This is a genomic window from Pseudomonas sp. Tul2A7 (genome assembly GCF_054790505.1).
Window position 1 is genome coordinate 3,037,374 of the sequence record NZ_CP186499.1, and the last position, 13,585, is coordinate 3,050,958.

Consider the following 13,585-nt stretch of genomic DNA (forward strand, 5'->3'; position numbering starts at 1 on the left):
CGCGACGGGGCTTTTTCGTTTGTGGGGTGAGTCTCTTGCAAAACTGTTTGTATGGGCTGTCGGCGTGCGATACATGTCGTGTTTTGGGGTCGCTGCGCTCATTTTTGCAAGAGTCTTATGTCTTGATTGTTTTTCGGCTCGTCCGTATGGCGAGAGGCGTTGGTTATGAAGTTTGTTGATGAAGTATCGATTCGCGTAAAGGCTGGTGACGGCGGCAATGGCGCCATGAGTTTCCGTCGGGAAAAATTCATCGAAAACGGTGGCCCGAACGGCGGTGATGGCGGTGACGGCGGTTCCATCTACATGATGGCTGACGAAAACCTCAACACCCTGGTCGACTACCGTTACACCCGGCACTTCGATGCCGAGCGTGGCTCCAACGGCGGCAGCACCGACTGCACCGGTAAAAAAGGCGAAGACCTGATCCTGCGCGTGCCGGTTGGCACCACGGTGATCGACTCCGCTACCCAGGAAGTCATCGGCGACCTGACCAAGGCTGGCCAGAAGCTGATGGTAGTACAGGGCGGCTGGCACGGTCTGGGCAACACCCGTTTCAAATCCAGTACCAACCGTGCGCCGCGTCAGACCACTCCGGGTAAGCCGGGTGAGCAGCGTGATCTGAAACTGGAAATGAAAGTACTGGCTGACGTCGGTCTGCTGGGCTTGCCGAATGCCGGTAAAAGTACTTTTATCCGTTCGGTATCGGCCGCCAAGCCGAAAGTTGCCGATTACCCGTTCACCACGCTGGTGCCGAACCTCGGTGTGGTCAGCGTCGATCGCTGGAAGAGCTTCGTCATTGCTGACATTCCGGGTCTGATCGAAGGTGCTTCCGACGGTGCTGGCCTGGGCATTCGCTTCCTCAAGCACTTGGCGCGCACGCGTTTGCTGCTGCACCTCGTCGACATGGCGCCGCTGGATGACAGCAGTGCACCGGATGCCGCTGAAGTGATCGTCAACGAGCTGATCAAGTTCAGCCCGTCCCTGGCTGAGCGTGATCGCTGGCTGGTGCTGAACAAGTGCGACCAGATCCTTGAAGAAGAGCACGATGAGCGCGTCAAGGAAATCGTTGATCGCCTCGAGTGGACGGGTCCGGTCTATGTGATCTCGGCGATCGCCAAGATCGGTACCGAGCGTCTGTGCCACGACATCATGCGTTACATGGAAGACCGCGCCGATCGCCTGGCCAATGACCCGGCTTACAAGGAAGAGTTGGCCGATCTCGATCAGCGCATCGAAGACGAAGCTCGTGCGCAACTGCAGGCGCTGGATGACAAGCGTGCCCTGCGTCGCAGCGGCGTGAAGTCGGTCCATGACATCGGCGACGATGATTGGGACGAAGAAGATGTGGATGACGAAGACGGTCCGGAAATCATTTACGTGCGTGACTGATTCGTTGCAGTAAACTTAAGCGCCGCTCAATCGAGCGGCGTTTTAGTATCTGGAAATCGCAAGTCACAAATAACGTCATGGGCGGCGCTGGGTCGCGTTGCCCTCAAGCTAAGGTTGAAGATGATGCGGAGCAAGGTGACAGGTGCGCAGCGTTGGGTCGTGAAGATCGGCAGCGCTTTGCTGACAGCTGATGGCAAGGGGCTGGATCGCGCGGCAATGAGTGTCTGGGTCGAGCAGATGGTGGCCTTGCATGAGGCTGGCGTCGAGTTGGTGCTGGTGTCCTCCGGGGCGGTGGCGGCCGGCATGAGTCGTTTGGGCTGGACCGCACGACCCAGTGCGATGCACGAGCTCCAGGCGGCTGCGGCAATTGGTCAGATGGGTCTGGTGCAGGCGTGGGAGTCGAGCTTCGCCGAGCATGGTCGGCACACTGCACAGATTCTCCTGACTCACGACGACCTGTCCGACCGCAAGCGCTACCTGAATGCCCGCAGCACACTGCGCGCACTGGTCGAGCTGAAAGTCATCCCGGTCATCAACGAAAACGACACCGTGGTCACCGACGAAATCCGTTTCGGCGACAACGACACGTTGGCGGCGCTGGTGGCTAACCTGGTCGAGGCCGATCTGCTGGTGATCCTCACTGATCGCGATGGCATGTTCGACGCTGATCCGCGCAACAATCCCGACGCGCAGCTGATTTACGAAGCGCGCGCCGATGATCCGAGTCTCGATGCGGTGGCGGGCGGCACGGGTGGGGCGCTGGGGCGTGGCGGTATGCAGACCAAGTTGCGAGCGGCGCGACTGGCTGCGCGTTCCGGTGCGCACACTATTATCGTTGGTGGGCGTCTTGAGCGCGTGCTGGATCGCCTGAAGGCGGGTGAGCGTATCGGTACGTTGCTGTCGCCTGAGCGCGGCATGCTCGCGGCGCGCAAGCAATGGCTGGCCGGGCATCTGCAGACTCGCGGCACGCTGGTGCTGGACGAGGGGGCGGTGTCGGCGTTGTCCAAGGGCAACAAAAGCCTGCTGCCGGTAGGTGTGAAGTTGGTGCAGGGCAGTTTCCGTCGCGGCGAGATGGTCGTCTGCGTGGCGCCTGACGGTCGTGAGATTGCCCGGGGGCTGGCCAACTACAGCGCGCTGGAAGCACAAAAGATCATCGGTCAGTCGTCGGATGCGATTGTCGGTTTGCTCGGATACATGGCGGAACCTGAACTGGTTCACCGTGACAACCTGATTCTGGTCTAAGGAAAACTCGATGCGTTTAGCAAAAGGATTGTTGGGCTTGCTGATGGCGCTGCCATTGCTCGCCTCGGCCGAGGAAATCGGTCAAGTGTCGACGGTGTTCAAGTTTGTCGGCCCTAACGACCGTATTGTGGTCGAGGCTTTCGATGATCCGAAAGTCGAGGGTGTGACTTGCTACCTGTCGCGCGCCAAGACTGGCGGCGTAAAAGGCGGTTTGGGTCTGGCTGAAGATCGCGCCGAAGCGTCGATCGCCTGTCGTCAGGTGGGTCCGATCAAGTTCAAGGGTGATCTGAAGGATGGCGACGAGGTGTTCAAGGAGCGCACTTCGCTGGTGTTCAAGACCATGCAGGTGGTGCGTTTCCTCGACAAGAAGCGTAATACGCTGGTGTACCTGGTCTACAGCGATCGCTTGATCGAAGGCAGTCCGCAGAATGCCGTGACCGCCATCCCGATCCTGCCGTGGGTGCCCGTCCAGCAATAACACCGCAAATCCAACTGTAGGAGTGAGCCTGCTCGCGATGGCGTTGTATCAGTCAATATATGCATCGACTGATACAACTCCATCGCGAGCAGGCTCACTCCTACATTTTTTTGCGCTGGATTCACCAAATTTCAGGCATAAAAAAACCGACCCTAAGGTCGGTTTTTTTAATGACTACGTCGATTAAGCAGCTTCTTTCAGCGCTTTGACGTGGCCATTCAGGCGGCTCTTATGACGAGCAGCCTTGTTCTTGTGGATGATGCCTTTATCGGCCATACGGTCGATAACTGGCACAGCCAGAACGTATGCAGCTTGAGCTTTTTCAGCGTCTTTTGCGTCGATGGCTTTAACTACATTCTTGATGTAGGTGCGAACCATGGAACGCAGGCTGGCGTTGTGGCTGCGACGCTTCTCAGCCTGTTTTGCACGTTTTTTGGCGGAAGGTGAGTTGGCCACCGTCGAGCTCCTCGAAAGACTTTTTAGGAAATAGCAAACAAAATAGGCCGCGAATCATGCCGATGAAGAGAAGTCTTGTCAAGGGCACTTGAAACGTTCCGCTAAGTGGTAGGTATAAAGAGGCGGGATATTTATTTCCGGCGCTTGACCTGTAAACTCGCGAGCTTTGGCTCTGTGCTGCTGCGGCGCGGAGTATCGCACAAGTAGGCGCTTTGTTCGCCTGCTGTTTATCGACAGGCACAAATTCCCTCAATGAATCTGCTCAAATCGTTGGCCGCCGTCAGCTCTATCACGATGCTTTCCCGGATTCTGGGCTTTGTTCGTGACACGCTGATTGCTCGTACATTCGGCGCCGGGATGGCGACGGACGCCTTCTTTATCGCCTTCAAATTGCCCAATCTGCTGCGCAGGATCTTCGCCGAAGGAGCTTTCTCTCAAGCTTTCGTACCGATTCTTGCCGAATACAAAAGTCAGCAGGGTGAAGAGGCGACCCGAACCTTTATTGCCTATGTGTCGGGTCTGCTGACGCTGGTGTTGGCGGTAGTGACGGCGTTGGGCATGATCGCCGCACCCTGGGTGATCTGGGCAACGGCTCCGGGCTTTACCGATACGCCGGAAAAATTCCAGCTCACCTCCGATCTGTTGCGGGTGACCTTCCCCTATATATTGCTGATCTCCCTGTCCTCACTGGCGGGCGCGATTCTCAATACCTGGAACCGTTTCTCGGTGCCGGCCTTCGTGCCGACTCTGCTCAACGTCAGCATGATCGTGTTTTCGCTGTTCCTCACACCGTACTTCGATCCACCGGTGATGGCGCTGGGCTGGGCGGTATTGGTCGGCGGCCTGGCGCAGTTGCTCTATCAACTGCCGCACCTGAAAAAGATCGGCATGCTGGTGCTGCCGCGCCTGAACCTGCGCGATAGCGGTGTCTGGCGCGTGATGAAGCAGATGCTGCCGGCGATTCTCGGTGTCTCGGTCAGCCAGATTTCGCTGATCATCAACACCATCTTCGCCTCGTTTCTGGTCGCAGGCTCGGTGTCGTGGATGTATTACGCCGACCGCCTGATGGAGTTGCCATCCGGTGTGCTCGGCGTGGCATTGGGCACGATTCTGCTGCCGACGCTGGCGAAAACTTACGCGAGCAAAGATCGTCATGAGTATTCGCGGATTCTCGATTGGGGCCTGCGTCTGTGCTTTGTACTGGTGCTGCCGTGTGCGCTGGCGCTGGGGATTCTCGCCGAGCCGCTGACTGTTTCGTTATTCCAGTACGGTCAGTTCAGTGGCTTCGACGCCGAAATGACTCAGCGCGCATTGATTGCTTACTCTGTCGGTTTGCTCGGGATTATCGTGATCAAAGTGTTGGCGCCGGGCTTTTATGCGCAACAGAACATCCGTACCCCGGTGAAAATCGCAATTTTCACCCTGATCGTCACTCAACTGTTCAACCTGGTGCTGATTGGCCCGTTGGCGCACGCGGGGCTGGCCCTGGCGATCAGTGCCGGTGCCTGTCTCAACGCCGGATTGCTGTTCTATCAATTGCGCAAACAGCAGATGTATCAGCCGCAGCCGGGTTGGGCCAAGTTCGGTTTCAAACTGGTTATCGCGGTGGCGGTGATGTCGGCAGTGTTGCTGCTTGGCATGCATTTCATGCCGGCGTGGGATCAAGGTCACATGCTTGAGCGCTTCCTGCGTCTTGGCGCTTTGGTGGCTGCCGGCGTAGTGGCGTATTTCGGTATGTTGCTGCTGCTCGGTTTCCGTCTGCGCGATTTCAATCGCAAGGCCTTGAGCTAAGGTTTTACCCCTTATAAACAGGCGCGGGCCGGCAGTTTTGTCGGCTCGTTCACTTTGCGTTACGGTGTTGCCTGTCGTCGGCCGTCGGGTGTGGTTATAATCGACCACTTTATGAGCAAGAAGCGCGTTATGCAGCTGGTTCGAGGCCTCCACAACTTGCGCCCCCAGCATCGGGGCTGCGTCGCCACTATTGGCAACTTTGACGGTGTTCACCGTGGTCACCAGGCTATCCTGGCCCGACTGCGTGAGCGTGCGCTCGAGTTGGGCGTACCCAGCTGCGTGGTGATTTTCGAGCCGCAGCCACGGGAATTCTTTGCCCCCGAGACCGCGCCGGCACGTCTGGCCCGCTTGCGCGACAAGCTGCAATTGCTGGCTGCCGAAGGCGTCGACCGGGTGTTGTGCCTGGCCTTCAACCAGCGTCTGAGCAAACTCAGCGCCAGTGAGTTCGTCGATACCATCCTGGTCGATGGTCTTGGCGTGCAGCATTTGGAAGTCGGTGACGATTTCCGTTTCGGTTGCGACCGCCTCGGCGATTTCGATTTCCTGCTGCAGGCCGGGCAGATGCACGGTTTTACCGTCGAAGCGGCGCAAACCGTCGAGCTGGACGGCATTCGCGTCAGCAGCACGCAGGTGCGCAACGCGTTGGCCGCTGCCGATTTTGCCTTGGCCGAACGTTTGCTCGGTCGCCCGTACCGGATTGCCGGTCGCGTGCTGCACGGGCAGAAACTGGCCCGGCAACTGGGTACGCCCACTGCCAACATTCAACTCAAGCGTCGTCGCGTGCCGTTCACCGGGGTGTACCTGGTGGATGTCGATATCGACGGCAAGACCTGGCCCGGCGTCGCCAATATCGGCGTACGGCCCACGGTACAAGGTGATGGCAAGGCCCACCTTGAAGTCCATCTTCTAGATTTTGCCGGCGATCTGTATGACCGGCGTTTGACGGTGGTTTTCCACCAAAAGCTGCGTGAAGAGCAGCGCTTCGCCTCTCTGGAGGCATTGAAAACGGCGATCAATGCGGATGTCGCCACCGCCCGTGCACTAGCCGCACCTAGCGCCCATCGCTAATGAAGAGCCTTAAATGACCGACTATAAAGCCACGCTAAACCTTCCGGACACCGCCTTCCCAATGAAGGCCGGCCTGCCACAGCGCGAACCGCAGATCCTGCAGCGCTGGGACAGTATTGGCCTGTACGGAAAGTTGCGCGAGATTGGCAAGGATCGTCCGAAGTTCGTTCTGCACGACGGTCCTCCGTATGCCAACGGCACGATCCACATCGGTCACGCACTGAACAAGATTCTCAAGGACATGATCATCCGCTCGAAGACCCTGTCGGGCTTCGACGCGCCGTACGTTCCGGGTTGGGACTGCCACGGCCTGCCGATCGAGCACAAGGTTGAAGTGACCCACGGCAAAAATCTGGGCGCGGACAAGACCCGCGAACTTTGCCGTGCCTACGCCACCGAGCAGATCGAAGGGCAGAAGTCCGAATTCATCCGTCTCGGCGTGCTGGGCGATTGGGCCAACCCGTACAAAACCATGGATTTCAAGAACGAGGCCGGTGAAATCCGCGCCCTCGCTGAAATCGTCAAGGGCGGTTTCGTGTTCAAGGGCCTCAAGCCTGTGAACTGGTGCTTCGACTGCGGTTCGGCCCTGGCTGAAGCGGAAGTCGAGTACGAGACCAAAAAGTCCTCGACCATCGACGTCGCCTTCCCGATCGCTGATGAAGCTAAACTGGCTGCTGCGTTCGGTCTGCCGTCGCTGGGCAAACCAGCGTCGATCGTGATCTGGACCACCACCCCGTGGACCATCCCGGCCAACCAGGCGCTGAACGTTCACCCGGAATTCAACTACGCACTGGTTGATGTCGGCGACAAGCTGCTGGTGCTGGCTGAAGAGCTGGTCGAAGCCTGCCTGGCGCGCTATGGCGTTGAAGGCTCGGTCATTGCGACCAGCACCGGTAAACAACTGGAACTGATCAACTTCCGTCACCCGTTCTATGACCGTCTGTCGCCGGTGTACCTGGCTGACTACGTCGAACTGGGCGCTGGTACCGGCGTGGTTCACTCCGCCCCGGCCTACGGCGTGGACGACTTCGTGACCTGCAAGAAGTACGGCATGGTCAACGACGACATCCTCAACCCGGTGCAGAGCAACGGCGTGTACGTGCCGTCGCTGGAATTCTTCGGCGGCCAGTTCATCTGGAAGGCCAATCCGGCCATCGTCGACAAGCTGACCGAAGTCGGTGCGCTGTTGCACACCACCGTCATCGAACACAGCTACATGCACTGCTGGCGCCACAAGACCCCGCTGATCTACCGCGCCACCGCGCAGTGGTTCATCGGCATGGACAAAGAGCCAACCAGCGGCGACACCCTGCGTGTGCGCTCGCTCAAAGCCATCGAAGACACCAAGTTCGTTCCGGCCTGGGGCCAGGCGCGCCTGCACTCGATGATCGCCAACCGTCCAGACTGGTGCATCTCGCGTCAGCGCAACTGGGGCGTGCCGATCCCGTTCTTCCTCAACAAGGAAAGCGGCGAGCTGCACCCTCGCACCGTCGAGCTGATGGAAGAAGTCGCCAAGCGCGTTGAAGTCGAAGGCATCGAAGCCTGGTTCAAGATGGACGCTGCCGAACTGCTCGGCGACGAAGCGCCGCTGTACGACAAGATCAGCGATACCCTCGACGTCTGGTTCGACTCGGGTACCACGCACTGGCACGTCCTGCGCGGTTCGCACCCGATGGGTCACGAGAGCGGCCCGCGTGCCGACTTGTACCTGGAAGGTTCCGACCAACACCGTGGCTGGTTCCACTCGTCGTTGCTGACCGGTTGCGCCATCGACAACCACGCGCCGTACCGCGAACTGCTGACTCACGGTTTTACCGTCGACGAAGCCGGGCGCAAGATGTCCAAGTCTCTGGGCAACGTGATCGCGCCGCAGAAGGTCAACGACACCCTGGGCGCCGACATCATGCGTCTGTGGGTCGCTTCGACCGACTACTCGGGTGAAATGGCCGTTTCCGATCAGATTCTGCAACGCAGTGCGGACGCCTATCGTCGTATCCGTAACACCGCGCGTTTCCTGCTTTCGAACCTGAGCGGTTTCAATCCGGCCACCGACATCCTGCCGGCCGAAGAAATGCTTGCACTGGATCGTTGGGCGGTCGACCGCACCTTGCTGCTGCAACGCGAGCTGCAAGAGCACTACGGCGAATACCGTTTCTGGAACGTCTACTCGAAGATCCACAACTTCTGCGTGCAGGAGCTGGGTGGTTTCTACCTCGACATCATCAAGGATCGTCAGTACACCACTGGCGCCAACAGCAAGGCCCGCCGTTCGGCGCAAACCGCGCTGTTCCACATCTCCGAAGCGCTGGTGCGCTGGATCGCACCGATCCTCGCCTTCACTGCTGACGAGTTGTGGGAATACCTGCCGGGTGAGCGTAACGAGTCGGTGATGCTCAACACCTGGTACGAAGGTCTGACCGAACTGCCGGCCGACGTTGAACTGGGTCGCGACTACTGGGAGCGCGTAATGGCGGTCAAAGTAGCGGTCAACAAAGAGATGGAAATCCAGCGTGCGGCGAAAGCCGTCGGTGGCAACCTGCAAGCCGAAGTGACGCTGTACGCCGAAGACGCGCTGAGCGCCGATCTGGCCAAGCTGAGCAACGAACTGCGCTTTGTCCTGATCACTTCGACTGCCAGCGTTGCGCCGTTCGTTCAGGCTCCGGCCGACGCGGTAGTGACTGAAGTCAGCGGCCTGAAGCTGAAGATTGTCAAATCGGCCTTCCCGAAGTGCGCCCGTTGCTGGCACTGCCGCGAAGACGTCGGCGTGAACCCGGAGCATCCGGAAATCTGCGGTCGTTGCGTCGACAACATCAGCGGCGCTGGCGAGGTTCGTCACTATGCCTAATGCCGTTGGCCGTTTCGGACGGTTGAGCTGGCTCTGGTTGAGTTTGCTGGTTCTGGTCATTGACCAGGCCAGCAAGTTCTACTTCGAAGGCAAGCTCGAAATGTTCCAGCAGATCGTGATCATTCCCGATTACTTCAGTTGGACCCTGGCGTACAACACCGGCGCTGCGTTCAGCTTCCTTGCGGACAGCTCCGGCTGGCAGCGTTGGCTGTTTGCCCTGATCGCGATTGTGGTCAGTGCGGTGCTGGTGGTCTGGCTCAAGCGCCTGGGCCGCAATGACACCTGGCTGGCTGTCGCTCTGGCACTAGTGCTGGGCGGTGCACTGGGCAATCTGTATGACCGCATTGCCCTGGGCCATGTAATCGACTTCATTCTGGTGCACTGGCAGAACCGCTGGTACTTCCCGGCGTTCAACTTCGCCGACAGCGCTATTACCGTTGGCGCGGTGATGCTGGCACTGGATATGTTCAAAAGTAAAAAAACCGGAGAAGCCGTTCATGACTGAACAGGTATTGGCTGAGCAACGCATCGGCCAGAACACGGAAGTCACTTTGCACTTTGCATTGCGCCTGGAGAACGGCGACACCGTCGACAGTACGTTCGACAAAGCCCCGGCGACCTTCAAGGTTGGCGACGGCAATTTGCTGCCGGGTTTCGAAGCGGCGCTGTTCGGCTTCAAGGCCGGCGACAAGCGCACGCTGACCGTCGAGCCGGAAAACGCTTTCGGCCAGCCGAACCCGCAGAACGTGCAGATCATCCCGCGTTCGCAGTTCGTCGACATGGAGTTGTCGCCGGGTTTGCTGGTGATCTTCAACGATGCGGCCAATACTGAGCTGCCGGGTGTGGTGAAAGAGTTCGACGACACGCAAGTGACCATCGACTTCAACCACCCGCTGTCGGGCAAGACGCTGACCTTTGACGTGGAAATCATTTCCGTCAAAGCGCTGTAAAAATGTGGGAGCGAGCCTGCTCGCGATGAGTGCCTGACATTCAGCATTTATGTTGACTGACACTCCGCGATCGCGAGCAGGCTCACTCCTACAGTGGTTTTTCATTGTTTTCGCGCGCAAGACACGAGGCACAGCATGCAAATCAAACTCGCCAACCCCCGTGGCTTCTGCGCCGGCGTGGACCGGGCGATCGAAATCGTCAACCGCGCCCTGGAAGTCTTCGGGCCGCCGATCTATGTGCGCCATGAAGTGGTGCACAACAAGTTCGTCGTTGAAGACCTGCGCAGCCGCGGAGCGATCTTCGTCGAAGAGCTGGATCAGGTGCCGGACGACGTCATCGTGATCTTCAGTGCCCACGGTGTTTCCCAAGCCGTGCGTACCGAAGCCGCCGGCCGTGGCCTGAAAGTGTTCGACGCCACTTGCCCACTGGTGACGAAGGTGCACATCGAAGTGGCGAAATACAGCCGCGACGGTCGCGAGTGCATCCTGATCGGTCACGCCGGTCACCCGGAAGTCGAAGGCACCATGGGTCAGTACGACGGCAGCAATGGCGGCGCGATTTACCTCGTCGAAGACGAGAAAGACGTTGCCGAGTTGCAGGTGCACAATCCGGAAAAACTGGCTTTCGTTACTCAGACGACGCTGTCGATGGACGACACCAGTCGCGTCATCGATGCCTTGCGCACGCGCTTCCCGGCCATCGGTGGTCCGCGCAAGGACGATATCTGCTACGCCACGCAAAACCGTCAGGACGCGGTCAAGCAACTGGCCGACGAATGCGACGTGGTGCTGGTGGTTGGCAGCCCGAACAGCTCCAACTCCAACCGTCTGCGTGAGCTCGCCGAGCGCATGGCCACACCGGCCTACCTGATCGACGGTGCCGAAGACCTGCAAAAGAGCTGGTTCGATGGTGTCGAGCGAATCGGCATCACCGCCGGGGCGTCCGCGCCGGAAGTGCTTGTGCGTGGCGTGATTCAGCAATTGCAGGCCTGGGGCGCGACCGGTGCCGATGAATTGGCCGGGCGCGAAGAGAACATCACGTTCTCGATGCCTAAAGAGCTGCGCGTGCGTTCGATCTGATACGTTTGGCTTTTTGACACAGCGCCTGCTCAGCTTCTTCGCTGCTCAGGCGCACGCGTCCGGTCGCCGCCAGCACTATCTGACGCTGGCTGACCGGCTCGCGAGCCGAGCAGACATGTAATGTCCCTGCCTGAAACGCCCGCCCGGGCATCAGCGGTTGCCCCAGACTGCTGAAACGTACGTAACGACTCACCGACCAATTACCGACAATCGGCACCTGCGTGTCACTCACACTTTCTTGCAGCAGCGGATTGCTGCTGTCCTTCGGCCCCTGGCCGCTGATATCCAGAATGATCCGCCAGCCCTGACTCCAGTCGCCGTTGATGCCATGAATCACCACGCTCTGATTGCGCGTGATGGCCAGTGTTCGCGCGTTGCGAATACCGTCGAGCAGCGACTGCGCGGCTTGATCACGTTGGTTCGATTCCCTGAGCGTGGCAAATGCCGGACTGACCAGCAGCAGAACAATTGCGCCAATTGCCAGTCCCATAAGCAGTTCGATCAGGCTGAAACCCTGTTGCGGCATGAAAACTCCCTCCGTGGAATGTGATGAACGGCGCGCTCCGTGCGCCGGGCAGGGCAAATCAACCGACGCGGGCCGGTTGAATGTTCTAGCTTGTAGAAGCAGGTATAGCCGACGGCAACGGAGGGCATTGATGGATCTTCGTACAAAAGGTTTCACGCTGATCGAGTTGTTGGTCGCGATCGCGATCTCCGTGATCCTGATCACCCTGGCGGTGCCGGCGTTCACTCGTTCGATACAGGGCAGCAAGGCCGATACCGAGATAGGCGACCTGCAGCGAGCGATCAATTTCGCCAGGCTCGAAGCGATCGACCGTGGCACCACCCTGCGCCTGCGTCCAACCGCTGGCGGCAGCGTCTGGACCGGTGAGTTATCGGTCTACGACAGTACTGGCAATCCGGCCAATGTGTTGCGGGTTGTTCCCGCGATGAGCAGCGGCGCCACTCTGACGCTACCCTCAGGAGTGACCGCACTGGATTTCAACAACCTCGGTGGTCTGGCAGCGCCGTCGACGGCGGTGACCATCAGTTACACGTTGGGAACGCAAAGCAGGACGCTGAACGTGTGTTTGAACGGACGAATTCAATTGGGTGGAAGTTGCGGATGAGGGCAGGGAGTCAATATGTACAGCAGGGCATGACGCTGATCGAAGTACTGGTCGCGTTGCTGATTCTGACGGTCGGGCTGCTGGGCGCGGCAGCGGTGCAACTGAATGCGCTGAAGTACACCGACAGCTCGCGGATGACCAGCCAGGCCAGTTTCATCGCCTACGACATGATGGACCGCATCCGCGCCAACTCTGGCGCCGACTACACCGTCACGCCGCCGACTTCGGCCAATCTCAGCGTTGCGCGCGACCAGGATCTCTACGATTTCACCACCAACATCGTCAACTTCGGCGGCCCGACCGCGACAGGCAGCATCACCCTCAATCAGCGGGTTTACACGATTACCATCAACTGGAGCGATGCGCGAGCCGCCAACAGCGCCAGTGCTCAACGCAGTTTTGTCCTGACCAGCCGCGCCGCCGTCGATCCGGTGGCTACACCATGAGGCGTGGTCAGCGTGGTTTTGGTCTGATCGAGATGCTCGTCGCCCTGGCACTGGGGCTGATTGTGGTGCTGGGCGTGGTGCAGATTTTCATCGCGGCGAAAAATACTTATGTCAGCCAGAACAGCGCCGCCGCGATGCAGGAAGACGCGCGGTTCGTATTGAGCAAGATGATTCAGGAAATTCGCATGGTCGGGATGTTCGGTTGTCTGGGCACCATCCTCGATTCGAGCTCCGCGGGCGACTTCAACGCTGCGCAGGTCATGCCGATCAGTTGGGACAATGCCAACCTGAAACTGACGCTGGTCACCGCCGATATCGGCAGCGGCGGGGGCACGCCGACCTGGACGGTGCTCTCCGACTGCCGTAACAGTGCAACGGCGTATACCGGCTTGCGATCTGCGGCGAGTGGACAGATCGCGTTTCCGATCCGGCGTCTGATCTACAGTTTCAGCAACAATCAGATTCTCATGGGCACCGGCAGCGGCACACCGACGCAGCAGGTGCTGGTGAACAACGTCAGTGCGTTCACTGTGATGTTCGGTCTGGCCAGTTCCGCGACAGATGTGGCCGCTTCGACTTATAGCGCCAACCCCAGTGATCCGGCGCGCATCCGCAGTGTGCGCCTGAGCCTGACCCTCAACGATCCGAACAATCGGGTGCGCAGTCAAACCTTCAACGTGGTTGCCGCTTTGCGCAACCGCTTGCAGTGA

Annotated in this window: 14 protein-coding genes; 12 read left to right on the forward strand and 2 right to left on the reverse strand. The window is 59.1% G+C overall.

Annotation, left to right across the window (positions count from 1 at the left end; all coding sequences use genetic code 11):
* Positions 1 to 165 precede the first annotated feature (165 nt).
* The 3 genes from cgtA to ACOYXJ_RS13715 all read left to right on the forward strand — a co-directional run bounded on the left by cgtA (position 166) and on the right by ACOYXJ_RS13715 (position 3,109).
* Complete coding sequence (cgtA, locus tag ACOYXJ_RS13705) at positions 166 to 1,389, forward strand: Obg family GTPase CgtA (RefSeq protein WP_016986202.1); 1,224 nt, start codon at positions 166 to 168, stop codon at positions 1,387 to 1,389.
* Between the two features lie 123 nt (positions 1,390 to 1,512).
* On the forward strand, positions 1,513 to 2,631 hold the full coding sequence (gene proB / locus ACOYXJ_RS13710; protein ID WP_026000682.1) for a glutamate 5-kinase: 1,119 nt from the start codon (positions 1,513 to 1,515) through the stop codon (positions 2,629 to 2,631).
* Between the two features lie 10 nt (positions 2,632 to 2,641).
* Entirely contained in the window at positions 2,642 to 3,109 is a 468-nt protein-coding gene (locus ACOYXJ_RS13715; RefSeq protein ID WP_102900531.1) for a CreA family protein, read from the forward strand.
* Positions 3,110 to 3,292: 183 nt separating this feature from the next.
* Here the strand turns inward: ACOYXJ_RS13715 and rpsT are convergent, their stop codons facing one another.
* The gene (rpsT, locus tag ACOYXJ_RS13720; RefSeq protein ID WP_003228351.1) at positions 3,293 to 3,565 is read right to left on the reverse strand and encodes a 30S ribosomal protein S20; all 273 of its coding nucleotides are present in this window, start codon (positions 3,563 to 3,565) and stop codon (positions 3,293 to 3,295) included.
* Positions 3,566 to 3,817: 252 nt separating this feature from the next.
* Between rpsT and murJ the strand changes: the two genes are divergently transcribed.
* The 6 genes from murJ to ispH all read left to right on the forward strand — a co-directional run bounded on the left by murJ (position 3,818) and on the right by ispH (position 11,299).
* Entirely contained in the window at positions 3,818 to 5,356 is a 1,539-nt protein-coding gene (gene murJ / locus ACOYXJ_RS13725; RefSeq protein WP_460369946.1) for a murein biosynthesis integral membrane protein MurJ, read from the forward strand.
* 129 nt (positions 5,357 to 5,485) lie between these two features.
* Positions 5,486 to 6,424, forward strand: coding sequence for a bifunctional riboflavin kinase/FAD synthetase (ribF, locus tag ACOYXJ_RS13730; RefSeq protein ID WP_008078544.1), 939 nt, complete (start codon positions 5,486 to 5,488; stop codon positions 6,422 to 6,424).
* Between the two features lie 13 nt (positions 6,425 to 6,437).
* On the forward strand, positions 6,438 to 9,269 hold the full coding sequence (gene ileS, locus ACOYXJ_RS13735; RefSeq protein WP_460369949.1) for an isoleucine--tRNA ligase: 2,832 nt from the start codon (positions 6,438 to 6,440) through the stop codon (positions 9,267 to 9,269).
* Positions 9,262 to 9,774 (forward strand): signal peptidase II, encoded by a 513-nt coding sequence (gene lspA / locus ACOYXJ_RS13740; RefSeq protein WP_007963824.1) that lies wholly within the window; start codon positions 9,262 to 9,264, stop codon positions 9,772 to 9,774. The genes ileS and lspA overlap by 8 nt, the downstream gene beginning before the upstream one ends.
* Before the next feature lie 7 nt (positions 9,775 to 9,781).
* On the forward strand, positions 9,782 to 10,219 hold the full coding sequence (gene fkpB / locus ACOYXJ_RS13745) for an FKBP-type peptidyl-prolyl cis-trans isomerase (RefSeq protein ID WP_174244532.1): 438 nt from the start codon (positions 9,782 to 9,784) through the stop codon (positions 10,217 to 10,219).
* A 135-nt stretch (positions 10,220 to 10,354) separates the two neighbouring features.
* Complete coding sequence (gene ispH, locus ACOYXJ_RS13750; RefSeq protein WP_034153853.1) at positions 10,355 to 11,299, forward strand: 4-hydroxy-3-methylbut-2-enyl diphosphate reductase; 945 nt, start codon at positions 10,355 to 10,357, stop codon at positions 11,297 to 11,299.
* On the opposite strand, the gene ACOYXJ_RS13755 is transcribed toward ispH, so the two are convergent.
* Positions 11,271 to 11,825 (reverse strand): GspH/FimT family pseudopilin, encoded by a 555-nt coding sequence (locus ACOYXJ_RS13755; protein WP_150794024.1) that lies wholly within the window; start codon positions 11,823 to 11,825, stop codon positions 11,271 to 11,273. The genes ispH and ACOYXJ_RS13755 overlap by 29 nt on opposite strands.
* Positions 11,826 to 11,955: 130 nt before the next feature.
* Between ACOYXJ_RS13755 and ACOYXJ_RS13760 the strand changes: the two genes are divergently transcribed.
* Genes ACOYXJ_RS13760 through ACOYXJ_RS13770 form a run of 3 tightly spaced genes read left to right on the forward strand, consistent with a single transcriptional unit; the run spans position 11,956 to position 13,585 of the window.
* Positions 11,956 to 12,429: a GspH/FimT family pseudopilin gene (locus ACOYXJ_RS13760; RefSeq protein WP_460369952.1), complete on the forward strand. Its 474-nt coding sequence runs from the start codon at positions 11,956 to 11,958 to the stop codon at positions 12,427 to 12,429.
* Entirely contained in the window at positions 12,426 to 12,875 is a 450-nt protein-coding gene (pilV, locus tag ACOYXJ_RS13765) for a type IV pilus modification protein PilV (RefSeq protein ID WP_095121753.1), read from the forward strand. Before ACOYXJ_RS13760 ends, pilV begins: the two co-directional genes overlap by 4 nt.
* Positions 12,872 to 13,585, forward strand: coding sequence for a PilW family protein (locus ACOYXJ_RS13770; RefSeq protein WP_150794026.1), 714 nt, complete (start codon positions 12,872 to 12,874; stop codon positions 13,583 to 13,585). The genes pilV and ACOYXJ_RS13770 overlap by 4 nt, the downstream gene beginning before the upstream one ends.